Source organism: Wolbachia endosymbiont (group B) of Melanostoma mellinum (genome assembly GCF_947251465.1).
Lineage (GTDB): Bacteria > Pseudomonadota > Alphaproteobacteria > Rickettsiales > Anaplasmataceae > Wolbachia.
This window is the reverse complement of record NZ_OX366366.1, coordinates 1,675,032-1,701,346: the sequence shown is the minus strand read 5'-3', so window position 1 is coordinate 1,701,346 and position 26,315 is coordinate 1,675,032. Positions and strand designations below refer to the sequence as shown.

General features: G+C 34.6%; 26 protein-coding genes and 5 pseudogenes. 22 read left to right on the top strand and 9 right to left on the bottom strand.

The window, feature by feature from the left end:
• The first annotated feature begins 124 nt into the window (after positions 1 to 124).
• A complete protein-coding gene (locus tag OPR42_RS07935; RefSeq protein WP_265041416.1) occupies positions 125 to 1,402 on the top strand; it encodes an IS4 family transposase in 1,278 nt (425 codons plus the stop codon).
• A gap of 195 nt (positions 1,403 to 1,597) precedes the next feature.
• Here OPR42_RS07935 and OPR42_RS07930 read toward each other — a convergent pair.
• Positions 1,598 to 1,816 (bottom strand): annotated as a pseudogene (locus OPR42_RS07930) (AAA family ATPase); the annotation flags it as partial.
• Between the two features lie 230 nt (positions 1,817 to 2,046).
• Between OPR42_RS07930 and OPR42_RS07925 the strand changes: the two are divergent.
• From OPR42_RS07925 to OPR42_RS07915, 3 genes and pseudogenes are all read left to right on the top strand, one after another.
• Positions 2,047 to 2,541: an RNA polymerase sigma factor gene (locus OPR42_RS07925; protein ID WP_213864031.1), complete on the top strand. Its 495-nt coding sequence runs from the start codon at positions 2,047 to 2,049 to the stop codon at positions 2,539 to 2,541.
• A 52-nt stretch (positions 2,542 to 2,593) separates the two neighbouring features.
• Complete coding sequence (locus OPR42_RS07920; protein ID WP_265024760.1) at positions 2,594 to 3,403, top strand: ATP-binding protein; 810 nt, start codon at positions 2,594 to 2,596, stop codon at positions 3,401 to 3,403.
• A 23-nt stretch (positions 3,404 to 3,426) separates the two neighbouring features.
• Positions 3,427 to 3,945, top strand: a pseudogene (locus OPR42_RS07915) (AAA family ATPase); the annotation flags it as partial.
• A 13-nt stretch (positions 3,946 to 3,958) separates the two neighbouring features.
• On the opposite strand, the gene tnpC (OPR42_RS07910) reads toward OPR42_RS07915, so the two are convergent.
• Positions 3,959 to 5,311, bottom strand: a complete 1,353-nt coding sequence (gene tnpC, locus OPR42_RS07910; protein ID WP_264330462.1) for an IS66 family transposase — start codon at positions 5,309 to 5,311, stop codon at positions 3,959 to 3,961.
• 107 nt (positions 5,312 to 5,418) lie between these two features.
• Here tnpC (OPR42_RS07910) and OPR42_RS07905 point away from each other — a divergent pair.
• The 3 genes and pseudogenes from OPR42_RS07905 to OPR42_RS07895 form a co-directional block, all read left to right on the top strand.
• Positions 5,419 to 5,721: pseudogene (locus OPR42_RS07905) on the top strand (AAA family ATPase); the annotation flags it as partial.
• A 31-nt stretch (positions 5,722 to 5,752) separates the two neighbouring features.
• Positions 5,753 to 6,253 carry a hypothetical protein gene (locus OPR42_RS07900; RefSeq protein WP_265024762.1) on the top strand — a complete coding sequence of 167 codons (501 nt, stop codon included), beginning with the start codon at positions 5,753 to 5,755 and terminating at the stop codon, positions 6,251 to 6,253.
• Between the two features lie 103 nt (positions 6,254 to 6,356).
• A complete protein-coding gene (locus OPR42_RS07895; protein ID WP_265042263.1) occupies positions 6,357 to 6,506 on the top strand; it encodes a hypothetical protein in 150 nt (49 codons plus the stop codon).
• A gap of 191 nt (positions 6,507 to 6,697) precedes the next feature.
• Here OPR42_RS07895 and OPR42_RS07890 read toward each other — a convergent pair whose 3' ends face one another.
• Complete coding sequence (locus OPR42_RS07890) at positions 6,698 to 6,919, bottom strand: hypothetical protein (protein WP_265042262.1); 222 nt, start codon at positions 6,917 to 6,919, stop codon at positions 6,698 to 6,700.
• 70 nt (positions 6,920 to 6,989) lie between these two features.
• Here OPR42_RS07890 and tnpC (OPR42_RS07885) point away from each other — a divergent pair, with 70 nt between their 5' ends.
• Complete coding sequence (gene tnpC, locus OPR42_RS07885; RefSeq protein ID WP_265042338.1) at positions 6,990 to 8,342, top strand: IS66 family transposase; 1,353 nt, start codon at positions 6,990 to 6,992, stop codon at positions 8,340 to 8,342.
• On the opposite strand, the gene OPR42_RS07880 is transcribed toward tnpC (OPR42_RS07885), so the two are convergent.
• Positions 8,339 to 9,256, bottom strand: coding sequence for a hypothetical protein (locus tag OPR42_RS07880; RefSeq protein ID WP_265042261.1), 918 nt, complete (start codon positions 9,254 to 9,256; stop codon positions 8,339 to 8,341). The two genes, tnpC (OPR42_RS07885) and OPR42_RS07880, sit on opposite strands and share 4 nt — an antisense overlap.
• Positions 9,216 to 10,451 (bottom strand): hypothetical protein, encoded by a 1,236-nt coding sequence (locus tag OPR42_RS07875; RefSeq protein WP_265024764.1) that lies wholly within the window; start codon positions 10,449 to 10,451, stop codon positions 9,216 to 9,218. Before OPR42_RS07875 ends, OPR42_RS07880 begins: the two co-directional genes overlap by 41 nt.
• A 146-nt stretch (positions 10,452 to 10,597) precedes the next feature.
• On the opposite strand from OPR42_RS07875, the gene OPR42_RS07870 reads away from it, so the two are divergent.
• From OPR42_RS07870 to OPR42_RS07850, 5 genes and pseudogenes are all read left to right on the top strand, one after another.
• Complete coding sequence (locus tag OPR42_RS07870; RefSeq protein ID WP_265042260.1) at positions 10,598 to 11,281, top strand: hypothetical protein; 684 nt, start codon at positions 10,598 to 10,600, stop codon at positions 11,279 to 11,281.
• Between the two features lie 13 nt (positions 11,282 to 11,294).
• A pseudogene (locus OPR42_RS07865) lies at positions 11,295 to 13,221 on the top strand (DUF4815 domain-containing protein).
• Between the two features lie 20 nt (positions 13,222 to 13,241).
• Positions 13,242 to 14,435, top strand: coding sequence for a hypothetical protein (locus OPR42_RS07860; RefSeq protein WP_265042259.1), 1,194 nt, complete (start codon positions 13,242 to 13,244; stop codon positions 14,433 to 14,435).
• Between the two features lie 4 nt (positions 14,436 to 14,439).
• Positions 14,440 to 14,643, top strand: coding sequence for a hypothetical protein (locus tag OPR42_RS07855; protein ID WP_114516972.1), 204 nt, complete (start codon positions 14,440 to 14,442; stop codon positions 14,641 to 14,643).
• Positions 14,630 to 16,105: a hypothetical protein gene (locus OPR42_RS07850; RefSeq protein WP_265042258.1), complete on the top strand. Its 1,476-nt coding sequence runs from the start codon at positions 14,630 to 14,632 to the stop codon at positions 16,103 to 16,105. The genes OPR42_RS07855 and OPR42_RS07850 overlap by 14 nt, the downstream gene beginning before the upstream one ends.
• Positions 16,106 to 16,676: 571 nt before the next feature.
• Here OPR42_RS07850 and OPR42_RS07845 read toward each other — a convergent pair.
• Entirely contained in the window at positions 16,677 to 17,954 is a 1,278-nt protein-coding gene (locus OPR42_RS07845) for an IS4 family transposase (RefSeq protein ID WP_265041416.1), read from the bottom strand.
• Positions 17,955 to 18,046: 92 nt separating this feature from the next.
• On the opposite strand from OPR42_RS07845, the gene OPR42_RS07840 reads away from it, so the two are divergent.
• The 7 genes from OPR42_RS07840 (at position 18,047) to OPR42_RS07810 (ending at position 23,696) form a co-directional block, all read left to right on the top strand.
• Entirely contained in the window at positions 18,047 to 19,189 is a 1,143-nt protein-coding gene (locus tag OPR42_RS07840) for a phage tail sheath subtilisin-like domain-containing protein (protein ID WP_265042257.1), read from the top strand.
• A gap of 17 nt (positions 19,190 to 19,206) precedes the next feature.
• Positions 19,207 to 19,713 carry a phage major tail tube protein gene (locus tag OPR42_RS07835; RefSeq protein ID WP_264707795.1) on the top strand — a complete coding sequence of 169 codons (507 nt, stop codon included), beginning with the start codon at positions 19,207 to 19,209 and terminating at the stop codon, positions 19,711 to 19,713.
• A gap of 36 nt (positions 19,714 to 19,749) precedes the next feature.
• Entirely contained in the window at positions 19,750 to 20,004 is a 255-nt protein-coding gene (locus OPR42_RS07830; protein WP_265042256.1) for a phage tail assembly protein, read from the top strand.
• A gap of 115 nt (positions 20,005 to 20,119) precedes the next feature.
• On the top strand, positions 20,120 to 22,387 hold the full coding sequence (locus OPR42_RS07825) for a phage tail tape measure protein (protein WP_265042255.1): 2,268 nt from the start codon (positions 20,120 to 20,122) through the stop codon (positions 22,385 to 22,387).
• Positions 22,387 to 22,743, top strand: coding sequence for a phage tail protein (locus OPR42_RS07820; RefSeq protein ID WP_213863735.1), 357 nt, complete (start codon positions 22,387 to 22,389; stop codon positions 22,741 to 22,743). Before OPR42_RS07825 ends, OPR42_RS07820 begins: the two co-directional genes overlap by 1 nt.
• Entirely contained in the window at positions 22,740 to 22,949 is a 210-nt protein-coding gene (locus OPR42_RS07815; RefSeq protein WP_265042254.1) for a tail protein X, read from the top strand. The genes OPR42_RS07820 and OPR42_RS07815 overlap by 4 nt, the downstream gene beginning before the upstream one ends.
• Entirely contained in the window at positions 22,950 to 23,696 is a 747-nt protein-coding gene (locus tag OPR42_RS07810; RefSeq protein ID WP_265042253.1) for a phage tail protein, read from the top strand. It abuts the gene before it with no gap.
• A 12-nt stretch (positions 23,697 to 23,708) separates the two neighbouring features.
• On the opposite strand, the gene OPR42_RS07805 is transcribed toward OPR42_RS07810, so the two are convergent.
• The gene (locus OPR42_RS07805) at positions 23,709 to 24,119 is read right to left on the bottom strand and encodes a transposase (protein WP_265042081.1); all 411 of its coding nucleotides are present in this window, start codon (positions 24,117 to 24,119) and stop codon (positions 23,709 to 23,711) included.
• A 34-nt stretch (positions 24,120 to 24,153) separates the two neighbouring features.
• Positions 24,154 to 24,651, bottom strand: a complete 498-nt coding sequence (locus OPR42_RS07800; protein ID WP_265041404.1) for a transposase — start codon at positions 24,649 to 24,651, stop codon at positions 24,154 to 24,156.
• A 50-nt stretch (positions 24,652 to 24,701) separates the two neighbouring features.
• Here OPR42_RS07800 and OPR42_RS07795 point away from each other — a divergent pair, with 50 nt between their 5' ends.
• The gene (locus OPR42_RS07795) at positions 24,702 to 25,673 is read left to right on the top strand and encodes an IS110 family RNA-guided transposase (RefSeq protein ID WP_265041405.1); all 972 of its coding nucleotides are present in this window, start codon (positions 24,702 to 24,704) and stop codon (positions 25,671 to 25,673) included.
• 174 nt (positions 25,674 to 25,847) lie between these two features.
• On the opposite strand, the pseudogene OPR42_RS08935 reads toward OPR42_RS07795, so the two are convergent.
• Positions 25,848 to 26,030, bottom strand: a pseudogene (locus tag OPR42_RS08935) (IS5 family transposase); the annotation flags it as partial.
• A gap of 102 nt (positions 26,031 to 26,132) precedes the next feature.
• Between OPR42_RS08935 and OPR42_RS07785 the strand changes: the two are divergent.
• On the top strand, positions 26,133 to 26,288 hold the full coding sequence (locus tag OPR42_RS07785; protein ID WP_265041407.1) for a hypothetical protein: 156 nt from the start codon (positions 26,133 to 26,135) through the stop codon (positions 26,286 to 26,288).
• The last annotated feature ends 27 nt before the right edge of the window (positions 26,289 to 26,315 follow it).

The following is a 26,315-nucleotide window of genomic DNA, read 5'->3' as shown; positions in this document are numbered from 1 at the left end:
TGCCCAAAGGTCGATAATGTCCCCACTGCCATTAAGTTAAGGAAAAGTGATGAACTGTATTATAAAATCAGGTAAGATTCACAAATTAAAAGAAGTAATGACATGAGTAAAAAAAAGAATAATCATGTTTATAAAAAATAAATTGATGAGTTTAAACTTTATAAACGCACACAGAGCATCCTCAAAAGACTTCTCACGAAAAAGAAAGCTGCCCTTCGTTAATGTATTTCTCCTGATTTTTAGAAAGAGTGTAAAGTCATTACAAGTGATGCTTAATGAGTTTGTTCTGCATACAAGAAAAGATTATACAATTACGGCAAGTGCATTTACTCAAGCAAGAAAGAAGCTAAAACATACTGCGTTTTCAGAGTTAAATGATGATATAGTTTCCCTATACTACCAAGATCAGGAATTTAAAACCCACCATGGCTTCAGAGTACTTGCATTTGATGCTTCAATACTGATTCTGCCAAAGAGCGACAAAATAATAGGTGAGTTTGGCTCAAGAGCAGTATGGAATGGAATCCAGAGATTTGAAGACTATACAAGTGCAACCTTTGAAGTTTGCTACGATGTGCTAAATAATATTGCAATAAAATCTGTGCTAAGTAGAGGTGACAGCTATGAGGTTGATTTAGCAATCGGTATGCTTGAATCCATAAAATCAGACGATTTGTTAATCTGTGATAGAGGATACGTATCTTATCGATTTCTTGCTGAGCTTACAGGAAGGAAAATCAATTATATAATTCGCTGTTCAAGTTCGTCTTTCAATGAAATAAACACTATGTTTAAGCCGGAAAGCCCATCTAGTACGGTGGTAGTGTCTACCGCACCTATTAAAGTAGCAAGACAGCTACGAAAGCTAGGATTACCTGATGAGATGAAATTCAGGTTAGTCAAAATAATACTTTCTTCTGGCGAAGTTGAAGTGTTAGTAACATCTCTGTTAGATGAGAAACGTTTTACAGTTGAAGAGTTTGAGAGATTATATTACTTGCGCTGGGGAGTAGAAACATTTTTTTCTAGGCTGAAGGGAAGATTAAATTTAGAGAATTTCACAGGAAAAAGTATTGAAACTATCAAGCAGGATTTTTGGTCAACTATCTTCATCAGTAATCTAGAAAGTATCATGATAGAAGATGATGAAGAGACATTGAGCTCACAGAATAGTAAACTAAAAAAAAGCATCAATAAATCTGTCTCATTTAATGCGATTAAAAACTTAGCCTTTGATATTTTTTCTACAGAGTCAGACATAGACTGCATTATGTATCGACTATCACAGTTATTTTTGATGAACACTTTAGTGGTGAGAAAAGGGAGAAGAGTTGATCGTCATAAGATATCTGATATTCGTTCACTCAACTACCAGAAAAGAGCTAGAAAACATGTGTTTTAAATTCAAGATATCTTTTCAGTATCATTGCATTAGTACATTCTTTGCAAAATAACCTGCAATTATTACTTTTTTAAATAACTTGCACTTTTCAGACTCCCTTTTCTTAAAAATTCACCCTAGTATTTACCATAATTATCAATCACTTCAAATTTTTTGTCCAATCTTAACTTCTCTTTCCCTTAACTTAATGGCAGTGATAATGTCACCACCTTCTCCAGTTGCAAAATCATTCCATAATCCTGCTCTACTGCCACTTAGTTCTACTCTTAAACTTTGTCCTTTGTTACCATGCACATCACCTATTCGAAATTCATCACCATGGAAGGTACCATTGGGGAAAAGGTAAGAAAGGCATGATCTTAAATTCAACAATAGTTGTGCTTTAATCTCTGGAACATTGTATGAAACACTCATAATTAACCTTTAAATTCGGAGTCTTGTTCTATATATTCACCGGATTTACAAAAACTGTTCAGTTCGTAAGTGCATTGTCTGATCAAAGTTTTGAGTGTCTGAGGTTTGAAAAAAGATTCCAGGTTTTCAGAGGGTAAAAAACTCACGATTGTCTGAGGTATTTTTTTCATGTCCTACAATATTTACTAAGCAAGTTTCATCCTTAAGTCTTTCATTTAAGGATACATCTTATGAAATCTCGAAACTCTTATTCAGGTATTGATCCTAAAGTTGTTAATTTAATAAAATTTTACGCAAAATATTATAAATCGCTTACTGATCAAGATATTGAAGACATAGAACAAGACCTCTTCTGTGAGTTTCTTTCATGCATAGATCAGTATGATAAAACTAAGGGCAGTCTTTCAACCTTTGCTAAGCAAGTTGTTAAAAATCGTATTAATAATCTAGTCCGTAAACACTCACGTACTACTCCTAAGCTTGAAAATAATGTGCAACAAGAAAGTTACTGCTTTGAAGATGAAACGATACTACGTATTGATGTTGAGCAAATTATTTCAAAATTACCAAAGAAGTGGCAAGTTTTATGTGAACAACTTAAACATCACAGCATTGCTGAAGTTGCAGACATGAACAATATGTCACGGACTACTTTGTACAACATTTTCAAGAAAATGCGATCTAAATTTGCACCTGTTTACGGAAAAAAGCATAAGAAAAATTGAACAGTTTTTTGAAATTTGGTGAATTTATATATAAGTGCATATAGGTAAAAACATGAAAATAATAAACAGCGAAGAAAGAGCAAAAATAGTCACAGGTGTGAAGATAGTAATCTTTGGCCCTTATGGAATTGGTAAAACTAGCTTACTCAAAACTCTCGATGAATCAACAACACTTTGCCTTGATTTTGAAGCAGGACTTCTAGCTGTACAAGACTGGAAAGGAGATTCAATCAATATGCGCACTTGGAATGAGGCCAGAGACATTGCTTGTCTTATTGGTGGTCCTAATCCTGCATTAAGGTCTGATCAAGCGTATAGTCAAAAACACTATGAGCATGTCTGTAGCAAGCACAAAGATCTTCTTTCTAAAGTTTCTAAATACCGATGCATCTTTGTGGATAGTATAACCGTTGCCTCACGTTTATGTCTATTATGGGCAAGAATGCAACCTGAAGCTTTTTCAGATAGATCAGGGAGAGAAGATAAAAGAGCTGCTTATGGCACACTTGCTCAAGAGATGATGGCTTGGCTCAATCAATTTCAACACATCAGAGATAAAGACATTATCATAGTTGGCACATTAGGTCAATATCTTGATGACTGCAATCGTCCAACTTGGTTACCTCAATGTGAAGGGGCTAAAACTGCTAGTGAAATTCCAGGTATTGTTGATGAAGTAATTAGTATGGTTGGAATCAAGAAAGATGATGGCACAGAGAAACGTTCATTTGTCTGTCAGACTATTAACTCTTGGGGATATCCAGCTAAAGACCGCAGTGGCTGCCTGAATATGGTTGAAGAACCGCATCTGGGTAAATTACTTGCGAAAATTAAAGCCAAAACTTTGGCTCCTATTGCTTAATTAAAAATTGGAGAATAATTATTATGGAACAAAGCTTTTTCAATATCGGTCAAAAAGTTCCCTTTTTCAGTGTGAAAGAATATTTGGATGATCAATCACCGATACCAGAAGATATAATCTCACCAAGGATTCTGACAAAAAGAGGTCTATTAGTACTGGGTGGCCCTCCTAAAATTGGCAAAAGCGATTTTCTAATTTCATGGCTCGTCCACATGGCTGCTGGTAGATCATTTCTCGGTATGACACCAAATAAACCTTTGAAAATTTTCTACATGCAAACTGAAATTGAATATGAATATATGAAAGAACGGTTGCAACAACTTCAACTGAATAAAGAGCTTTTGGACATAGCTGCCAATAACTTAATTATCACGCCAAGAGTGCAATTATCATTTAGCAGTGAAGAAATAGATGAAATCAAAAATGTTGTCAAAGAGCGTTTTAAACCTGATATTATTGCGATTGACCCTCTTCGTAACATTTTTAACTCAAGTGAATATGGCAATGAAAACGACAATAGCGCTATGTTATTCTGTATCCGTTCAGAGGTGTGGTTTAAGAAACAACAGCTAGCAGGTTTTGAAAAGGGTTTAATTCCTTTTGTTTCCAAGTCAGATACAACGAAATTATCCGCTCAAGAAATCTATTCCCTCGCTCTGACTGTGCAAAATATGAATTCTTACGATAGACAACATAATGCCGTATCTGTCGCTCAACATGGTTATTCGTTAATGGAATATTCTCTGGGTCATCCAAAAATGTCCACATCATTGACTCGGATTTTATAATACCCTTTACCGTTCGTGAAGCTCCTTTTGCTTCAAGTATATAAGATATTTTTATCATGCAGTACTGTATGTATCTTCGTAATTCTTTAGCTTGCTTAGTGAACTTTGAAATACTAATTTCATTTTCTGACAAAGCGTTTTTTAATACAAACAATCCATTAGCTGCGTCTTTTAAACAATGGCCAAGTCTCATTACTTCACTATTCCAACTATGAGATAACCTCTCGAAATTTCTCAATAAGTGAGCCCAACAAATTTGTCGTTTTTCATCACTGAAGTGGTTGTAAACTGCATATCTGTCAGTAATTACCAGGTTTTTGTAATCACAAAATGCACTATTCTTTAAAAATTTCATTCCTCTTGTATCTGCTAACTTCATAAGACTTGCTTTATTGTTGGCAAACATCCAGCACCATCCCAATTTGCCTTTGTTGTAGTGACTGGTTTCATCAATATGCAAAATTTCGCTTGCTTTTATTTCTTCCTCTATTTGTTCATAGGCTTCTTTACATTTTGACGAAACCCTTGCTTCACTATTGGACACACTACCAACACTTATACTCATGTTAAAGATGTCTTTCATAATATTCGCTATTTCTCGCTTTGAATTCTTATAAAACCCACTTAGTGATGCAACTACTGACTTAACTCTAGGACCAAAGGTATCCGGTGTAACTCCTTCTGGTAATTTGCTACTCCTTCTTTTTCCGCATTTACGACAGCGACCATGTTCTAATTGATACTCAACTACGTAAGGCTTAATTTCTGGTAAATCAACTTTTTGATAGACATATGGTTTTTCCGATATTGCGATTTCTTCACCACACTCGCATCTATTTGGTAACTCTACCTTCACCACCTCATCTGCTTCCATTTTAGCTCGGCAATTCCCCTTATGTCCAACTTGACCACCTATCTTCCTGCCGCCCTCTGACTTATCTTCTGGTGTGTCTTTTTTTATTTTGTACAGCTCTTTTGAACTTGGTAAAGATGAATTCCTTGAGTTTAAGCCGAGTCTCTCTCTTAGTTCAGCATTCTCTATTTCTAAGATTTTATTTTTTTCTTCAAGCTTTGCTACTTTCTGCTCTAAGTTTTTACATAACTCTACAATACTGATCAACAATTGAAGCATCTAGCCTTACTTTACTATCAACATTTTGTGTTATTACTACTTTAATATATTATGTCAATTGTTTTTTATCCTTGCCACACCTCCGAACGGATACGTTATTCTTCTTGCAAAAAACACTTGAAAGACTGAGAAATGTTATCAATCCAGATTCAGGCATAATACTCACCCACCATACAAAAAAACTATCCAAAAAAATGTTAGAAGAAGATCCATTTCAGGGTTTAAGCGGTGCTGGATCTTTAAGAGGATTCTACAGTACTGGCATGGTGATGTTTTCTCATGATGAAGAAAGCACTACCCGTCAAATAGTATTTGAGCTTCGTAATGGTGAACGTGTACCAAACAAACTTGTCGATAAGATAAATGGCAATTGGCAACTCGTAGACCAATGGAGTTGATTCTTTTTTTACTTAATTTATAGGAGACAATATGCTAGCAGATTTTTTAACTGATTTTAATAACGCAAAACTGCAAAGCAGTTTAATACCGAAAGGTACAATAGTCAAGGTAAAAATGGCAATAAAGCCTGGAGGTTATGAGAATTGGTTCACGAAAAGCTACACTACTGGTAGCATCTATTTAAACGCTGAATTTACTGTCACTGAAGGTCCATATGCAAAACGTAAGATTTATCAAGTAATTGGTATTAAAAGTGGCAAAGCAAGCGTTGAAGGAGAAGATACTTGGGGAGAAATGGGTCGTTCTATGCTTAGAAGTATTTTAGAGTCAGCACGGAACATTCATTCAAATGACACTTCAGAAAAAGCAGTTATTGCTAGAAAAGTCAACTCTATAGCTGATTTTAATGGGTTAGAGTTTACTGCAAAAGTTGGTATTGAGGCTGATCGATATGGAGAGAAAAACAAGATTGCTACGGTTATTACTCAAGAGCAACATCAAAATACTGAGCGTGATTGGATACCTTTCTAAAGCTGCTGTGTTTATTTGAAACAATTTTTATAGATGAATAAATCCCAAAAAACACTATTGATTTAAAGAATGTCTGTCTTATTTATCGCCTGGTATTAGTGATATGAATGCTGAACAACAGGTTTCTAAAGATAAAAACGGGGATATAGCTGAATTTTTGAGTTCAATTATAAGTGACATAAACCTTGTTAAATTACTAAACATAAAGGAACCATACGCTGGAAGAGAGAATATGATACTGTTTTACAGTTAATTAATGAGGAAGGGACGCTTTTTTACTAAAACCCAATTTTGCTATTTTTTTGAATGGTCTTAAGAGTCATCATTCTATTCTTAGATATATTAATGCCTTAGTTACTGAAGGTTATATAAAATTTCGTGAAAAACAAGAAATAACAGACGCGTTAAAGTTATGTTACCATTAGACTGTTTTTAGCAATAGGGCTAGCTAGCACTTAAGTTAATGGTAGATGGATTAAGCCGATAGCCTGACCAGTTACACGCTTGTATCACATCATCGCGTTTTATATTTAGTCCCAAGGTGCTAGCTAGCTTTTCTGCTATTGTTTTTTGCATTCTGTTAAGAGGTCTGCGTACTTGCTGTTCTGGGTCTTCAATACCTAAACTATCGTATCCGTTCAGAGGTGTGGCAAGGATAAAAAACAATTGACATAATATATTAAAGTAGTAATAACACAAAATGTTGATAGTAAAGTAAGGCTAGATGCTTCAATTGTTGATCAGTATTGTAGAGTTATGTAAAAACTTAGAGCAGAAAGTAGCAAAGCTTGAAGAAAAAAATAAAATCTTAGAAATAGAGAATGCTGAACTAAGAGAGAGACTCGGCTTAAACTCAAGGAATTCATCTTTACCAAGTTCAAAAGAGCTGTACAAAATAAAAAAAGACACACCAGAAGATAAGTCAGAGGGCGGCAGGAAGATAGGTGGTCAAGTTGGACATAAGGGGAATTGCCGAGCTAAAATGGAAGCAGATGAGGTGGTGAAGGTAGAGTTACCAAATAGATGCGAGTGTGGTGAAGAAATCGCAATATCGGAAAAACCATATGTCTATCAAAAAGTTGATTTACCAGAAATTAAGCCTTACGTAGTTGAGTATCAATTAGAACATGGTCGCTGTCGTAAATGCGGAAAAAGAAGGAGTAGCAAATTACCAGAAGGAGTTACACCGGATACCTTTGGTCCTAGAGTTAAGTCAGTAGTTGCATCACTAAGTGGGTTTTATAAGAATTCAAAGCGAGAAATAGCGAATATTATGAAAGACATCTTTAACATGAGTATAAGTGTTGGTAGTGTGTCCAATAGTGAAGCAAGGGTTTCGTCAAAATGTAAAGAAGCCTATGAACAAATAGAGGAAGAAATAAAAGCAAGCGAAATTTTGCATATTGATGAAACCAGTCACTACAACAAAGGCAAATTGGGATGGTGCTGGATGTTTGCCAACAATAAAGCAAGTCTTATGAAGTTAGCAGATACAAGAGGAATGAAATTTTTAAAGAATAGTGCATTTTGTGATTACAAAAACCTGGTAATTACTGACAGATATGCAGTTTACAACCACTTCAGTGATGAAAAACGACAAATTTGTTGGGCTCACTTATTGAGAAATTTCGAGAGGTTATCTCATAGTTGGAATAGTGAAGTAATGAGACTTAGCCATTGTTTAAAAGACGCAGCTAATGGATTGTTTGTATTAAAAAACGCTTTGTCAGAAAATGAAATTAGTATTTCAAAGTTCACTAAGCAAGCTAAAGAATTACGAAGATACATACAGTACTGCATGATAAAAATATCTTATATACTTGAAGCAAAAGGAGCTTCACGAACGGTAAAGGGTATTATAAAATCCGAGTCAATGATGTGGACATTTTTGGATGACCCAGAGAATATTCCATTAACGAATAACCATGTTGAGCGACAGATACGGCATTATGTTGTCTATCGTAAGAATTCATATTTTGCACAGTCAGAGCGAGGGAATAGATTTCTTGAGCGGATAATTTCGTTGTATCTGACTTGGAAACAAAAGGAATTAAACCCTTTTCAAAACCTGCTAGCTGTTGTTTCTTAAACCACACCTCTGAACGGATACAAACTATCTGCTATTTGAATGATACTAAGAAATTTATATTCTTTAACTGCTTCCAAGTCACGCAAAAATTGTTTAAGTAATACTCTAAAGATGCGGATGCTCGAAATTGCTTGTTTGCCTATAATTTCAATGTCATTAACATAAATAGTATTATCTTCAACTTTTAATCGCAGTATCTTTTTTTCTGGAAGAGTTGTTTCTTGCAGTGGAACATAAGGGAATGCTTGAAAAGAAACATTAGGTAATAGCTCTGGTACTCCTTTTTCAACTGCTTCGCTTAGTATTTGATTTAGAGTTTGATGTTTACAAATTAAATCAGCCATGGAAACAGTGTATAGGCTTAACAATATTTTTAAGTCTGCCTTTCCAAAAGTTATAAGAACAGCAACATTAGTTCTTAACCTATCTACAGTTAAATATGACTTATCAGTACATAAAGTTGGTATAATAACGCTTACTATTTTACTTTTAAAGCTTATATGATATATCCCATTTGCCGCCTTTTCCCATATGAGCCCTATTAATAGTTTTTCAAACCAACTTATAATTTTTTCCGTATTAAGTTTAATTGAAAGCACAAGATAACGCTGTTTTTTATAAGTATCAGGAAAAATATCACGACCACAATCCTCGCAAGCTAGATCATCACACTCTTCATCAAAATCATGAGAAATGATAACCTCGTTTTTGCAATAAGGATTTTGTATATTTGGAAAATCAAGATCTAAATCATTAGCGCAAATAACGAAGTAATGCTTCTCAAGTTTAACAAAATCAATCTGGTTGAGATACTCTGCAGCATCTATATAGTTCTCATCAGGATCTACCCAGGACCTATTTACTAACATAGTATCAATATCTTGAGAGTGTTTTCGACAAAACGGTAATTCCATAGCTATCTCTAATTAAAGACTTAAAATCATCTCGTTCTTTTCTATTGAGAACATATTCTGAGTAATCAATTTCTATATAATTTGCGTATTGCGTGTCTGTCTGAAAGGATAAAGTAACTTTTTTACTTTTGAACAATACTTTGATATGCTGAACAAGCGAAACATCATGCAGTACACTACCAACCGAAGGCTCTATCTTCTGCAACCACTCTTCAATATTATCCGTGTTTAACGTAAGATTAGTTTTAGATTTAGATGGACCAAATTTCAATTCAAATAGGCGAATATCAGGTACATGTTGTTTTACACAGTCATTCAAAAAAGTACTCACTTGTGCTGTTGTATTTTGGTGGCGCATGTTAGTAAATGAACATTCTCGTTGAAAATAACAGCTTACTATTTTATTTGCTATTTTTAATCCTTGATCAAAACTTTGAATAGATAGATTTACTTGGTTAGCATTTAAAGCAAAGTCAATAATAATTCTACTAGGTTTATAACCGTGTATTACCTTATTTGAACTCATTACCAAATCTTCATCTTTACTAGCACGTCGTATAAATAAGTAAATACTATTTTGGTAGTAAAAGAGTTCTTGAAACTGACTTTCAAAACTATCATTTTCGAATAGATCATGCTGTTTTAATATTTCCTGTATCGTACTTTTTGATAAAAAATCCTTAAATGAAGTGGACTTTTGTCTTGGAGGATTTTTTAATACGAAAGGTAAAAAACCTTTTTTCTGCACTTGATTAAAGCAGAAAATTTGTTTCAGTAAGTTATGATTAATTATAAAGAGAGTAAACAACAAGGACTTTTTGTCATATTTGTTATTTTGCAACAGAAATGATTTCAGAAGATCTTGGCTTAATACAGACTGTGCTACTTCAGCTATAGTTGTTTCTGATTTTGCACGACTAAAACGATTGACTAAGTAATAATCAAACAGAGATTCAGAAATTTTAATAAGCATCTTACGCTTTTGCTGAGTTGAAATATCATCGGATTTTTCGTAGTCTTTAAATAATTGCCTATTTTGCTTATTCTGAAAATAGTGGTTAAAAATCACACTTAATTGTCTACCAGAAAGAGAATTAAGCCAACTTTCACGTAAACTTGGATTTTGAAAGTCCTTAAGCAAAAAGGATACTGGCATTTCTAAATTATTTTCCCAAAATTCCTCACTAGCTATCATATATCTAAAAGTAAATATATTATGTCTAAAATAGATTAAAGATTAGTCAACAAAAATTTATTATGAAATAAAAGAAGAATTTTCCTAAAAAAACTGAACAGTTTTTGTAATTTTGGTGAATATATATACAGGAGTCAAATTTTCAAATGTCAATTCTTACACAGTCAGGAAGAGCAGCAATAGCAGCAAGCATAAAAAAGCAATCTCTACATCTTGCTTGGGGCAGTGGTGATGCCAATTGGGAAAGTAGTCATCAAGTCGAAAAAGTTTTTGTTGAGGATGAAATAGCTCTAGATCACCATACTATTAAAGATGTAAGGGTTTTTACAGGACAAACAGTGTATCAATCCAGTATTGACTATATAGTTGAGAGCAGTAGTGGTATAATAAAACGTACGAAAAACAGCTCTATTGTAGAGAATAGTACAGTAACTATAGAATACATTCAAGACACACCACCAGAGTCCATTACATCTCAAAAACTGCTCAATGAGCTTGGCAGACGTACTGCAGATGAAGTGCTATTCTGCACAGGTGATGAAAACGGCGAACTTATAACTCCTTCTGGAAGGTTTAGGCCCTCAAATGTACCAACTAATAATCTTTTTCTCAAATTTACTTTCGATTTCACGGACGCAGCAAATCAAGTTATCAGGGAACTCGGGGTTATGGTTGGTACAAAGGTAAAGGAGAAAGCACCTCCTGGACAGAGATATTTTGAGCCAAAAGACGTGGAAAATCCTGGAATTTTGTTAGTTTTAGAACACACGGTACCACTGATCAGAACCGCAGCAACCCGGGAAACTTTTGCCTTTGTCGTTACATTCTGAAGAGGGGAAAAGAATGACTTTGAATAGCTATTATAATCGCTTTAATCCTGACAAAGAATACGAAAAAAGCTTATTTCTTGCAGGAAGAGGTCTACAGTCTGCAGAACTAAACGAGACTCAGGAATATGCTCTCTCTAAGCTTAAAGGCATAGGCGATGCAATATTTCGTGATGGTGATGTTATAACAGGAAGCAATTGTATTATAGATAGAGAAACTGGTAAAGTTACGCTTGAATCAGGAAAAATCTATCTTCGTGGAGCGGTTAGAAAAGTCGAAAAAGAAGAGTTTGTTATTCCACTGAGTACTATAGTTCGCATAGGTGTTTATTATGTAGAATCTACCATTACAGAACTTGAGGATGAAAACCTTCGTGATCCTGCTGTTGGTACAAGAAACTATCAGGAAGTAGGAGCTGCAAGACTTAAAGTTTCCACCATTTGGGGTTATCAAGCAGAAGGTCTTTCTCCACGTTTTTCTGAAGGAGAGTTTTATCTAATCTATAACATTGAAAATGGAGTATTAATAGAACATTCACCACCTCCACAAGCAAACATAGTAACTACTGCGCTTGCTCGTTATGACAAAGAGGCAAATGGTTCCTACGTCGTAAATGGTCTTGAAGTAATGTTCCTGCAAAAGGAAGAGGGAGAAGGAGGAAAACAAGTTTTTGTAATTAATGAGGGCAAAGCTCATGTTGATGGCTATGAGATTGAACTTCCTCACAGTATTCGTGTTTCTTTTGATGAAGATCCGGATATAAAATCAGTTGAATCAGAACCACATACTTTTCAGCCAAAGAGTAATGGAACTTAAAGTTAATGATTTTCCAATCAGTGAAATCAAAAAAGTAGATATCACTATTCAAAAAACCATTACTGTTACTCATGGTTCATACTCAGGAGCTGTTGATCCAATACCTGACTCTGCGGTACTTGAAATTATTCAAATTAAACAAGGCAATGTTATTTATGAAAATAGTATAGACTATAAGTTAAATGCAGGAAATGTTGATTGGTCATTACCTGGCAAAGAACCAGCACCTGGGAGTAGTTATCAAATAACTTATCGCTGTCGTACTCAGGTGAGCCCTGAAGATATAAGTGAAGAGGGGTGTAAAGTAAAAGGAGCAGTTGATAACAGCTTGGTTCTGGTTGATTACACCTGGAAAATGCCCCGCTATGATTTAATTACTATCGATAGCAAAGGGGTGGTAAGAAGAATAAAAGGCATAGCTCACCCTTGGAGACCATCGATGCCTAAAGCGCCCTCTGGACAACTTTTGCTCTGCTACATTCATCAGACATGGAAAAACGGAGAAAAAGAAGGGGTAAAAATAGTGAATAATGCTATTCATGCTGTACCGATGAATGAGCTTGAAGCAATGAAAAAAGGAATAAATGATCTTTATGCGCTGGTTGCAGAGGAACGTCTACGCAATGATGCAAATTCAAGAGAACCTACTACCAAAAAAGGAGTATTTGTTGACCCATTCTTTGATGATGATATGCGTGATCAAGGAATTTCGCAGTCTGCAGCAATAGTAAATAGAGAGCTAGTTCTGCCAATAGATGTAGAAGTTGCAGATATTGAAAAAGGTGGGGAAAGATATCTTTTGCCGTATGAACTTGAGCCGGTATTGGAACAGCTTTTACAGACTAAAAGTGAAAAAATTAATCCATATCAAGCTTTTGATAAAGTAACCGCAAAAGTTACTCTAAATAAAAACATTGATCACTGGACGGAGGTAAAAACAAATTGGAAAAGTCCAGTAACCAGAGTATTTAATGCTAAAGAAACGACAGAGCTGCTGTCAAGTACCTCATACGAAACTGAATTTATGCGAGAAGCAACTCAAAATTTTGAGATTGAGGGTTTTGCAACTGGTGAAAAGCTTAAGGAATTAAAGTTTGATGGAATTTTTATTCAACCTCAAGCATAGAAAATATTTGAAAGAAAAACATGATCGCAACATTTATTGCTGATAACAGAGGAAAAATAAAAGGAAGATTTACTGTACCAAGAAACATTCCTGCTGGGACTAAGTTAGTGCAGTTCTTCGGTGATAAAGGTAGTTATGGAGAGGCAACTTATACTGGTAAAAAAACAGTTACCATAGAGGAAAGAAGAAGAGTTATCGCAGCAAGACGAGTTGATCCTTTAGCGCAAACATTTACTCTAAATGAAAGCAGACACATAGGAGGTCTAGACTTATGGTTTATAAATAAAGGCAAAAAACGTGTTGTTGTGCAGATTAGAGAAACAGCAGTGGGAGTGCCCTCGCAAACTGTCATTGCTGAAAGCTATATTGAGCCAAAAGATATAAAGATAGATGGCACAGCAACACGTATAGAGTGGTCACCAGTGTTTTGCCATGCAGGACAAGAGTATGCAATAGTGCTACTCACTGATGATGCAGATACTGCAGTAAAAATAGCAGAACTTGGCAAATATGATGCAGTAAATAGCCGTTGGGTAACAAGTCAACCATATCAAGTAGGAGTATTACTCTCATCAAGCAATGCAAGTACGTGGACACCGCATCAAAATTTAGATTTAACGTTTCGACTACTAGCTGCAAAATTTAGCGAAAGTTCTCACGTTATTGATCTGGGCAAAATTACTGCAAATAACGCATCAGATTTAATAGTTTTGACAAATGTTGAGAAGGTGGCATTTGATACTAATGTGGAATTTATTCTAACAGATGAAGAAGGAAAAGAAAACTTTTTGTCTGATAATTTGCCGCTCGCACTGCGTGAAAGAATAAATGGGGAATTAACGGTAAAAGCAAGCCTAAAAGGAGGGCGAGAAAAAAGTCCAGTTCTTTATCCTGGGTTACAGTTAGTTATGGGTAATCTTTCAGAGTCTGGAGATTATGTTACAAGAAGCATTACAGCAGGAGCTAACACTAAGATTACCATAACATATGATGCGCTGATACCTGGCACTGCAGATGTTAAAGCATATGTACAAAAAAACGTGGATTGGCAATTAGTAAATTTAACATCAGGAAAACCAATTGGAGAAAGCTGGGTGGAGAGAACTCATGTACTATCAAATTTTAATGCTAATGAGACGAGGGTAAAATTGGTTTTAAGTGGAACAGTTGTCTATCGTCCTAAAGTCAAAAATCTACGAATCATTATCACTTAGCAGAATGTCAGATGATAAAACAAGCAGAGGGTATCCACTGCCTCATCCAGAGAATATTGCTGTGCAGGATGTTGTTCGTATCCGTACTACAATTAAGAAAATAGATGAAGATATCGCTAAAAGAGAGAATGAGCACAATAAGCTTAAAAAAGCATTTGAACGACTGAATTTTGAGACTTTTTTGAATTTTTGGAATGACCATTGCTAACGAAGCCATAGATGCATTGCATCAAAGAATTAAAGATTTAGCAGCAAATAGCACACCTGATCAATTAGCGTACCTTGCTAAATCATTAGAATCGATGATAGGTAAAAAAGCTATTTCTGATATTGCGCAAATGACTAAAGTAAAAGAAATAATTGATGCACTACAAGAAAGGCTTAGGGATTTAGCAGCAAATAGTACGCCAGATCAATTAGCATATCTTGCTAAAGCACTGGAATCAATAATCGACAAAAGTGCAGTTTCTGAAATTGTGCAGATGACTGATGGTAAGCTAAAAGAACTTCTTGATAGTGCAAAAAAACACTTAACTGATCTGGATAATAAAAAAGCTAGTTCTTTAGCAGTGATCTCTGAATCAGAGAAGCAGTTATTAAAGAGAATTGATGAAAAAGGAACAACAAATTTATCACTACTTGATACGAGAAAGAATGCCAATATTGCAGCAATAAACAGTGTTGGCAATGATCATAAAGATGGTCTAAAAGGTTTAGTGAATAACTTCCGTACTGTTAATGATGTGCCAAGCGGTTCATCGATTATGAGGGAGATAAGGAGCAGAGAAAATCAACTAACAACTAAGCTTAACTCTATAAATGATGTACCAAGCGGCTCATCAATCATGAAAGAAGTAAGAAATCGTCACATGATTGAACCTGGAGCATTACCTTTTTTATTTGGTGTACTAAGTAGAAAAAATAATTACTTTGGTCACGGAACTTTTACAACTGAGCTTGGTCAGTGGAGTAGTGATATAACAAAAACAGACTATATGCTACAACTACTAGCAGGTACTCACACATATGATACAAGCTATGTTAGTTTTTATCGGCCAAGACAATTGTGCTTTTTAGAGGGAAGCAAAGGTACATTTATCTATGGAGAATCATACCCAAGATTCATGTATGATGGATTTTCTGAGCAATTCAATATGCTGAAATACCCTTATGCTGCATTGGGAGTAATATTCGTAAAAAACACAAGCAATGTAGATATAAGTAAAACTATAAACTTTGTTGGATCTGCAATGTGGTATAAAGATGAAGTTAATTATGGAGGAGCAGGATTATTTATAGGTACACCTGATAAAACTAATACAAGGAAGTCAGAGATTTCGAGAATTACTTGGACACGTATTTACCAGCATGAAATTAGCAGTTCTGAATTTATTGGATCAGGTAACATAATCATTCCAGCAGGAAAAACTGTTACAGTGTTACTTTATACGTCATCTAATCTTCACTCAGAAGGTGAAAGAGTTGGTGAGACACCTGAGTTCTTTGCAAGTGAGCATACGTATAGCACAATCTATGGTCAATTTATCCAGTGGGGAATATACAATTTTCGCAGCAATTTTTTAACTACAGGGCTTGAGGTGGACGTAGAGAGGACGCTAAGAGCTTGGCAATTTCCAGGGTTAGATGCAACATATAAACTTTGGCATTAAAAAAATATATAAGTTGAAACCAAAATACTTGTATCTTTCACTACGTAAGATATTAGAGCTTAAAAACAAGCCATAGGCACCAAAGAATTTTTATTGGTAAAAAAAGTTACTATTTAACAAAAGAGTATTAAACGAAGTGAAAAGAATATTCAAGAAGACTTATTACAAAATGCGTAGTTTTCTATATTTTCTAGTTTTTGTCTTTATTTTAATAAATATACTAAATCTTAAAAAGTAGTAATCAAAAGAAAATCAAAGAGTTTTCTTAACAATTTTAAAAAGCAAGTGAAGAATTCTTTAGAAAGTTTATAATAGCTATGACAGAACAATTTTTACATGGGGTAAATGTTATTGAGGTTACCTCAGGGACAAGATCACTGCCATTAAGTTAAGGGAAAGAGAAGTTAAGATTGGACAAAAAATTTGAAGTGATTGATAATTATGGTAAATACTAGGGTGAATTTTTAAGAAAAGGGAGTCTGAAAAGTGCAAGTTATTTAAAAAAGTAATAATTGCAGGTTATTTTGCAAAGAATGTACTAATGCAATGATACTGAAAAGATATCTTGAATTTAAAACACATGTTTTCTAGCTCTTTTCTGGTAGTTGAGTGAACGAATATCAGATATCTTATGACGATCAACTCTTCTCCCTTTTCTCACCACTAAAGTGTTCATCAAAAATAACTGTGATAGTCGATACATAATGCAGTCTATGTCTGACTCTGTAGAAAAAATATCAAAGGCTAAGTTTTTAATCGCATTAAATGAGACAGATTTATTGATGCTTTTTTTTAGTTTACTATTCTGTGAGCTCAATGTCTCTTCATCATCTTCTATCATGATACTTTCTAGATTACTGATGAAGATAGTTGACCAAAAATCCTGCTTGATAGTTTCAATACTTTTTCCTGTGAAATTCTCTAAATTTAATCTTCCCTTCAGCCTAGAAAAAAATGTTTCTACTCCCCAGCGCAAGTAATATAATCTCTCAAACTCTTCAACTGTAAAACGTTTCTCATCTAACAGAGATGTTACTAACACTTCAACTTCGCCAGAAGAAAGTATTATTTTGACTAACCTGAATTTCATCTCATCAGGTAATCCTAGCTTTCGTAGCTGTCTTGCTACTTTAATAGGTGCGGTAGACACTACCACCGTACTAGATGGGCTTTCCGGCTTAAACATAGTGTTTATTTCATTGAAAGACGAACTTGAACAGCGAATTATATAATTGATTTTCCTTCCTGTAAGCTCAGCAAGAAATCGATAAGATACGTATCCTCTATCACAGATTAACAAATCGTCTGATTTTATGGATTCAAGCATACCGATTGCTAAATCAACCTCATAGCTGTCACCTCTACTTAGCACAGATTTTATTGCAATATTATTTAGCACATCGTAGCAAACTTCAAAGGTTGCACTTGTATAGTCTTCAAATCTCTGGATTCCATTCCATACTGCTCTTGAGCCAAACTCACCTATTATTTTGTCGCTCTTTGGCAGAATCAGTATTGAAGCATCAAATGCAAGTACTCTGAAGCCATGGTGGGTTTTAAATTCCTGATCTTGGTAGTATAGGGAAACTATATCATCATTTAACTCTGAAAACGCAGTATGTTTTAGCTTCTTTCTTGCTTGAGTAAATGCACTTGCCGTAATTGTATAATCTTTTCTTGTATGCAGAACAAACTCATTAAGCATCACTTGTAATGACTTTACACTCTTTCTAAAAATCAGGAGAAATACATTAACGAAGGGCAGCTTTCTTTTTCGTGAGAAGTCTTTTGAGGATGCTCTGTGTGCGTTTATAAAGTTTAAACTCATCAATTTATTTTTTATAAACATGATTATTCTTTTTTTTACTCATGTCATTACTTCTTTTAATTTGTGAATCTTACCTGATTTTATAATACAGTTCATCACTTTTCCTTAACTTAATGGCAGTGGGGACAAGATCAGTGCATACAGCTAAATCATCAGTGATAGGTGTAATTGGTACTGCTCCTGAAGCCGATGAGCAAAAATTTCCGCTAAATAAACCAGTGTTAATTGCAGGAAGCTTAAAAGAAGCAGCAAAGCTTGGAAAGAGTGGCAGTTTACCTTCTGCAGTAAATGGAGTATTTTCCCAAATTGGCGCAACAGTAGTAGTTATTCGAGTTGAGGAAAGTGAAAACAGCGATCCAAAATTAAAAGAAGAAGAGACGCTGAAGAATATAATTGGCGGTGTTGATAAAGAAACTGGAGAGTATCAAGGGATAGAGGCATTCCTCAGTAGTGAAAGCATAGTTCATGTTGCGCCAAGAATACTAATTGCACCTCAGTTTACTCATCAATTATCTGGAGATGCTGGAAATCCAGTGGTTAGCGCTTTAATTCCTATAGCAGAAAAGCTAAGAGCAATAATAGTAGCAGATGGATCAAATACCAATGATGAAGAAGTAATAAAATGGAGAAAAAGTGTAGGCAGCTCAAGAGTGTACGTAGTTGATCCTTGGGTTAAGGTATTTATTGAAGGAAAAGAAGAAATTTTGCCAGTAAGCCCATTTGTAGCTGGTTTAATAGCGAAAGTAGATAGTGAGCAAGGATTTTGGCATTCACCTTCAAACAAAGAGATAAATGGTATTGTTGGAACAAGCAGGCCTATTGATTTTACGCTCGGTAATACAAATTGTAGAGCAAACCACTTGAATGAAAATGAAGTAACAACGATAATTCATCAAAATGGCTATAGGCTTTGGGGAAATAGAACATGTTCAAATGACTCAAAATGGGCTTTTTTATCAGTGAGAAGGACTGCAGATTTAATCAATGATAGTTTACTTCGAGCTCATTTATGGGCAGTTGATCGCAATATCACCAAAACTTATATAGATGATGTAATTGAGGGGGTGAATTCTTATTTGGCTAATTTAAAAGCCCAAGGAGCGATTATCAGTGGAAGATGTTATGCAACCCCAGAACTCAATACGCCGGCAAACATTGCAAGTGGAAAAGTATATTTTGACTTTGAATTTACACCACCGTATCCGGCAGAACAGATTACTTTTAGATCACACTTGATCAATAGCGAAGTACTGTAAGAAAAGGAGAAAAACAAATGTTACCGAAAATACTGAGAAATTTTAACGTATTTGTTGATGGTAGAGGCTATGCAGGAAAAATAGATGAAATAACTTTGCCGAAGCTTACCATAAAAACAGAGGAGTACCGTGCTGGTGGTATGGATATTCCAATAAATATTGATATGGGCATGGAGAAGCTTGAAGCAGATTTCACTTTTTCTGAATACGATACAGAACTCTTTCGGCTATTTGGCTTGATAAATGGAAACTCGGTTTCTTTAACGCTTCGTGGAGGAATGCAAGGAAGTGGTAGCAATGATATTGAAGGAGTAATTATCAACCTCAGAGGAATATTCAAAGAATTTGATTTTGGTAACTGGAAACCTGCTGAAAAAGCAACGCTGAAGTGTACTGTAGCTGCTCATTACTATAAACTTACCATAGGTGGTAATGAACTGATAGAGATCGATGCTGAAAATATGATAAGAAAGATAAATGGTGTTGATCAAATGGCCTTGCTGCAAACGGTTTTAGGAATATGAAAACTTATTTGAAATTTTATTTTTTTAGAGGAAAATATGAAAACAATTACACTTAGTGAATCAATAACAGTTGATAGTATCTCTGTCTCAGAGTTATCGATGCGTGAACCTAAAGTAAGAGATTTACTTGCTATAGAACGCATAGAAGGCGAAGCTTTGAAAGAGGTAGCTTTAATTGCTAATCTAGCATCTGTGCCAAAAGAAGTAGTTGAAGATTTATGTATTAAAGATTATGTAGAAATACAAAAGGTACTAAAAGATTTTTTGTCGCCGCTGGAACAGAGAACTTAAAGTATAATGTATTACTACTCAGTTCTATTTCAGGAAGTGGAATTGAGCAGATTACTAATATGGATGTAAATGAATTTTTATCCTGGATAGAAATAAGTAAAGGAGTGGCAAAAAAATGTCAATGCTTTCAATAAAGATCGGTGCAACATTAGATGGCAGTTTTAATAGTGCAATGAAAGGTAGTGCAGCAAAGCTTTCTAAGTTGGGTGATAGTATAAAGCAGCTTGATTCGTCAATGAAATCAGTCTCCAAATTTAAGCAATTAAATCATGATGCTCTTGAAGCCATGAAGAATTGGAAGGAAGCGGAGAAGAAAGCAAAAGAATCAGCTACAGCAATCGCTAAAGAGAAGAAGGAAAAAAAAGAACCAAGCAAAGCACTGAGAAATGAATTCGAAAAATTGAAAGCATCGGCATCAAAGGCAAAAGAGGCTTATATTAAAAAGAGAGATGCACTTCACACATTAAATGAAGAAATAAGGAAAAGTGGAAAGGATATTAAATCTTTAGTGAGGGATCAAACTAAACTTGGTTCATCTATTGAAGTACTCAAAGGGAAATACAATAAATTAGGATCTGTAATACAAAAACAGCAAAATGCTTTGGCAAAAAAAGCGCATTATAGATCACAAGTAATGGAGACTATAGGACTAGGACTTTCGCTTGCAACGCCAATTAAAGTTGCTATTGACTTTGAAAGTGCTATGGCTGATGTTAAGAAAGTAGTAGGCTTTCAAGAAGGGACAAACGAAGCTAATGAATTTGCTCAAAAATTAAAGAAGTTATCTCGTGAAATACCATTATCGGCTGCAGAGTTAGCACAAATAGCTGCAAGTGGTGGTCAACTTGGTATTGACAAAAATAAGCTACTTGAATTTACCACAACAGTAGCTAAAATGGCCACAGCATTTGACATGTCTGCCGAACAAGCTGGTGATTCCATAGCTAAACTCTCTAATGTTTATGGAATTGATGTTAGTGAAATGGAGCATGTTGGTAATGTAATCAATCACTTATCAGATAACACTGCTGCCAAAGCAAAAGATATGGTTGAAGCTCTAGCAATAGTTGGTGGTACTGCAAAACAATTTGGTCTTGATATCAAGAAAACAAGTAGTTTAGTAAATGCCTTCGTTAGTTTAGGTAAACAACCAGCAAAAGCTGCTACTGCTATAAATGCTCTACTTAGCAAACTTCAAACTGCTGAAGGGCAAGGCAAAGAATTTAAAGCAGCATTGGAATCCATAGGCATAACTGCAGAAGAGATGTCACAAAAAGTTGCTCAAAACGGTCAAGAAGCATTACTCTACTTTTTTAAAACTTTAGAGAAAATAGATAAACAGGAACGTTCTCAAATTCTTCTCAACCTCTTCGGTCAAGAATATCAAGATGATATTGCATTGATAGTTGGGAGTTTGGAAGAATATAAAAAAGCAATAGGTTTTGTGACTGATAAAGAAAAGTATAATAAATCTATGCAAAAGGAATTTAATAACCGTGCAAGTACTACAGCAAATAATTTGCAGCTACTCAAAAATACAATAGCAGAGCTAGGAATGAACTTAGGGTCAGTTGTGCTACCTCCTTTAAATTGGATAAGTAAGATTTTGAGGTCTATATCTATAGGTATAGCTTGGTTCGCAGAGAAGTGTCCAATTTTGACTACAGGAGTTATGAGCATAATTTCAGCTCTTATTATTGGTAAGATTACAGTGGTAGGTTTTGGTTATGCATTTGCATTGGCTGGAGGTGGAATATTAACTTTTAAGGCTATTTTGCAGGGAACACTTTTGCCAGTATTAACTTCGTTATCAGCTCGAGTAATTCCAGCAGTGATCATGGGACTGAAAGCTTTAACGCTAACCAATCCTATAGGAGCTGCTATTGCTGGACTATCAATTGGTGCAGCGCTTGTAATCGCTAATTGGCAAAAGGTAAAGAACTTTTTCTCAAGTATCTGGAAATCAGTGACAAAACCTATAGAAAATTGGATTAGTGTAGAAAAATTGTTTAATGATAGTCCAATAAAAGCATTAAAGAAACCAGTAGAAGCAAAAATAGGCAGTGCAACTAGTGAAAATAGAAATGTTTTTAGTAAAGGAAATCCTTTATTAAATAATAATGCTTTTAGTGGAATTTCGAATAGTAGAACGAATATTGAAAGTGTGATTACAGAAAAAAGTTCTGCAGGAGATAATTCAGAGAAAGTTTTAAAAGACTGTGAAAAGTGTGAACAAAAAATTTTCAATCAAACTTTTACATTTAATATAAGTATAAAAGCAGAACCTAACCAAGATGTACGTAGTCTTGCTGATGCAGTAATAAAAAGAATAAGAGAAAAATCGCGAGACGTTCTATTTGATTCAATAGAACCAATTTACTAATGCTATCACTTGGTCAACATAAGTTTTCTCCAACAAGTGTAAGGTATAGTAAAGAAAATCGTTGGAGTACAATTGAGTCTATTGGTAAAATACCTTCATTACAAAATATTGGCCAAGGTACAGAAAATATAGACTTAGAAGGAATAATTTATTTCCATAATCTCAATGATTTAAATCAATTAAAAAGTATGAAAGAAGCTGAGAAAAATCAGGAACCAAGTATCTTAGTAGATAGTTTAGGAAATGTTTTGGGAAGATTTGTTATTGTGCGGTTAGAAGAAAAGCAAATGTCGTATTTTCCCTGTGGATTACCAAAAAAGGTTGAATTTAGCTTAAGTTTAAGGAGTTATGTATGACAGTACATTATATAACCCGAGAAAATGAAATGTTAGATTACATATGTTTTAAGCACTATGGATATAGCTCTGGAGCAGTAGAGGAAGTATTGCTTAAAAATCCAGGCCTTGCAGAACATGGAAGTTTTTTGCCTACAGGATTAAAGATCAGGTTACCTAGAATACAAGAGCAATTAAAAAAATCGAAGTTAAAAGTGTGGGAATAAATGAAACCTGAATTTAGCATTGAAGGAATAAAAGATCCTGTAATATCGGTGCATCTTACTGATGAATCTGGTACTATAGATGATGTTGCAGAGGTATGCGTTGATTATGGCAATGAAAATGTAGAAGTTCCAAATGAATTGAACATAGTACTAGGTTATAAGGAAACGGGAATCTTTCCAATGGGTATATATACAGTCAACGAAGTTACTATACAAGGCCCACCTAAAACTCTACTAATAAAAGCTCATGCAACAAATTTAAGAATATCTTTAAAAGCAAAGGTATCAAAAGAATGGCATCAAATTACCATAGAAAACTTAGTGAAAGAAATAGCTCAAAAACATGGATATGGACATAAAGTTGCTGAGGAATTTAAGAATGTATTGATACCCCATATTAATCAGGCAGATGAAAGTGATATAAGTCTGTTAACAAAGATCGCAACAGAGTGTGAAGCAATGGCAAAATTAGCTGGTGGGTATATATTGTTTATTTCAAAGAATATGGCAAAATCAGCCACAGGAAAAGCTTTAGGAACAACGACTATTAGACCTCAAGACACAATTAATTGGAAAGTGCATTTTACCGTACGTGATAAGTATAATTCAGTAGTAGCAAAATGGCATAGCTATGAAAAAGGTGAAACTATTAAAGAAACAGTTGGTAGCGGTGAACCAAGTTATATTATGCTGGAACTTTACTCAAATGCAGAGTGGCTTTGTTGCATAGCACTGATAGGCATGTAAATCACAGTGAATTTACGCAGCTAATTTAAATTCAGCCATACCTATATCAGTAAATTTGTTCAATAAGTAGCACTTAATTAACAGCTCTTTTTCACGATTTACCTCTGATTTATTTTTCAAGCCAAACCCAAATATTTGCTTCAACCTATAGAAAAAGACTTCAATATAAGACCGTGCTCCATACTTAACTTTTTTCTTCCATTCATTAATACCATCTTCATAATTCTCATATGACCTAATTCTACTAACATACTTGTTTCTTTCTGATAAGTAGTCAGCTAAACAAATTTTAGTATCCTTCCTAGGGCGAATAATAGGCACAATATTGTATTTTCTGCATTCTTTATACACACTTTTTATATCATAAGCCGCATCTGCTCGAATAGAACAAATGTTATATTTATCACTGACTTCTTCTAACATATCGCAGACCGGCAAATAGTCTACAGCAACACCACTAGATGCTTATTGCTTTCTTATCATTTATGTTTAAAACAACATGTAATTTTCTTACTTGACCATAACCACTGTATTTTCTTTTTCGAATATTAAGCTTACTATGCCCACCGTTATTATTGTAGATACTAACTCTAGTGCTATCTACGGCAATTTCAACATTTTCCAGATCATCTTTATTGCTTCTATGGTCATCAATCTTCAAATTAAGCTTTTTAAATCTTCTGGAAGCTTGTGTATAGCTGATAATCTTAAGTTTTTTGCCTATTTGTACCATATAACCTTTTACAAAACCTACAGCTTGTCTCAAGCCAATTCTAAAAAGATTGTAAGTTAAAAATGTGATATAAAAGAGATAAGAGGGAAAGATAGCCCTACTCACTATAGGAATAGGACTATCACGGGCGTGTGCGACCGAAAAAAAGTTGGTATTACAACCGTGTTCATCAAGGTACACTAGCCCTATCCCTCGATACGTTTGAATAGTTGTGTGGGACATATATATGCACCCGTTTACAATCTTAAATTAATAAAACTATCGAGGTTATCATGGTTAGATCTTATCAAAATTTTATTGGTATTGACATCGGAAAATTCAAGAATGTTGTTGCAGTTCACAAGCAGAAGAATGCTGTCGAATTTGACAATAATACTTCTGGTTGGCAACAATTGTGTCAAAAGTTCTCAGATATCTTACCTAATTCTTTAGTGACTTTAGAAAATACAGGAAAATATGAGCTTGGTTTGTCGAATTTTCTTATTGACAAGAATATCACTGTACATCGAGCTAATACTCGCAAAGTAAAAAGTTTTATTTTATCTCATGGAACTTTAGCAAAATCCGATAAATCAGATGCAAGAGCTCTTGCTCAATATGGATTTGAACGCCATAGAACTCTCTCTCTATTTGTACCTACTTCTGAAAAACAATCAACCTTGGTTGCACTTTGTCAACGTCGTGATGACATCACGCAAATGAGAACTCAGGAAAAATGTAGACTGGAAGCACCTGAAAACGACCATATAAGGGAAAGTTGTCAAAAAACTATTGAATTCTTTAATGGCCAAATAGATGAACTCAATAATGCTATACAAAAAATCATTGATGAAAGCCATGAGTTACAAGAACATCAAAAAATCCTTAAAACAGTTCCTGGAATAGGTAAAAAGTTATCACAAGATTTTCTGTGTTTAATACCAGAGCTTGGTTACTTAAACAGAAGGGAAGTAGCAAGTCTTGCTGGAGTTGCACCTCATCCTAGGGAAAGTGGTAAAGCTGTTGGTTATCGAAGGATTATAGGTGGTAGAAGTAATGTCCGTAAAAAGCTTTTTACAGCTGCGATGTCTGCTGCAAGGTCCAAATCTGCACTTGGTGCCTTTTATTCCAAGCTTGTTGAAAGTGGTAAGAAGAAAATGGTAGCTATAACAGCTCTAATGCGAAAAATTATAGTAATTGCTAATGCAAGACTTAAAGAAGCAATTAATTTGCATACTCTCACAATGGTAACTGAAATTGGCTAATGAATATGTGCGTCCGCACAGACTTAAAGCACATATTCATTAGCTAAGCAGAAATTGTTATGGCAGTTGTTTGATATAAAATTTTATTTCTACGACACATAGGTTTTTATTGTCAACATGATTGAACAAAGTTACAGAATTACACAAATAAAAAATTTTTAAAAAACATAGTTGATGAACTATTATGTGTATTAAAATTACAACTTTATCACTATAAGTGTTATTGCCACCTGCAACTTTTGGACTATTTTTATACCAATTTTCTATGGCTTGATTAACAAAATGAAAAACATTTCCTCTTTTTTTGAGAAACTCGTTATATTCTCTTTGGTTACTTACTCTCATTTTTTGTGGCATAAGTTGTACTTGTTTGAAAAATGCCTATTTTACAACAAAATGCGTTAGTAGCCATATATTAAAAAGCTTTTCTTCTTACAATAACCTCAACCAACACTAGCTATGCAACAAAGCCATCCAGAGTTATTTGCAGAAGCTAAACTTAATCTTATAGGTTTCAATCAAGCAGTAGATGGTGTATGGATAGTTAATAGAGCGGAGCATACTTTAAATAGCTCAGGTTACCTTACTATGTTGTCAGCATCTTTGAGTAAGTGATGTTAATAAAAAATGAGTAAATGATCT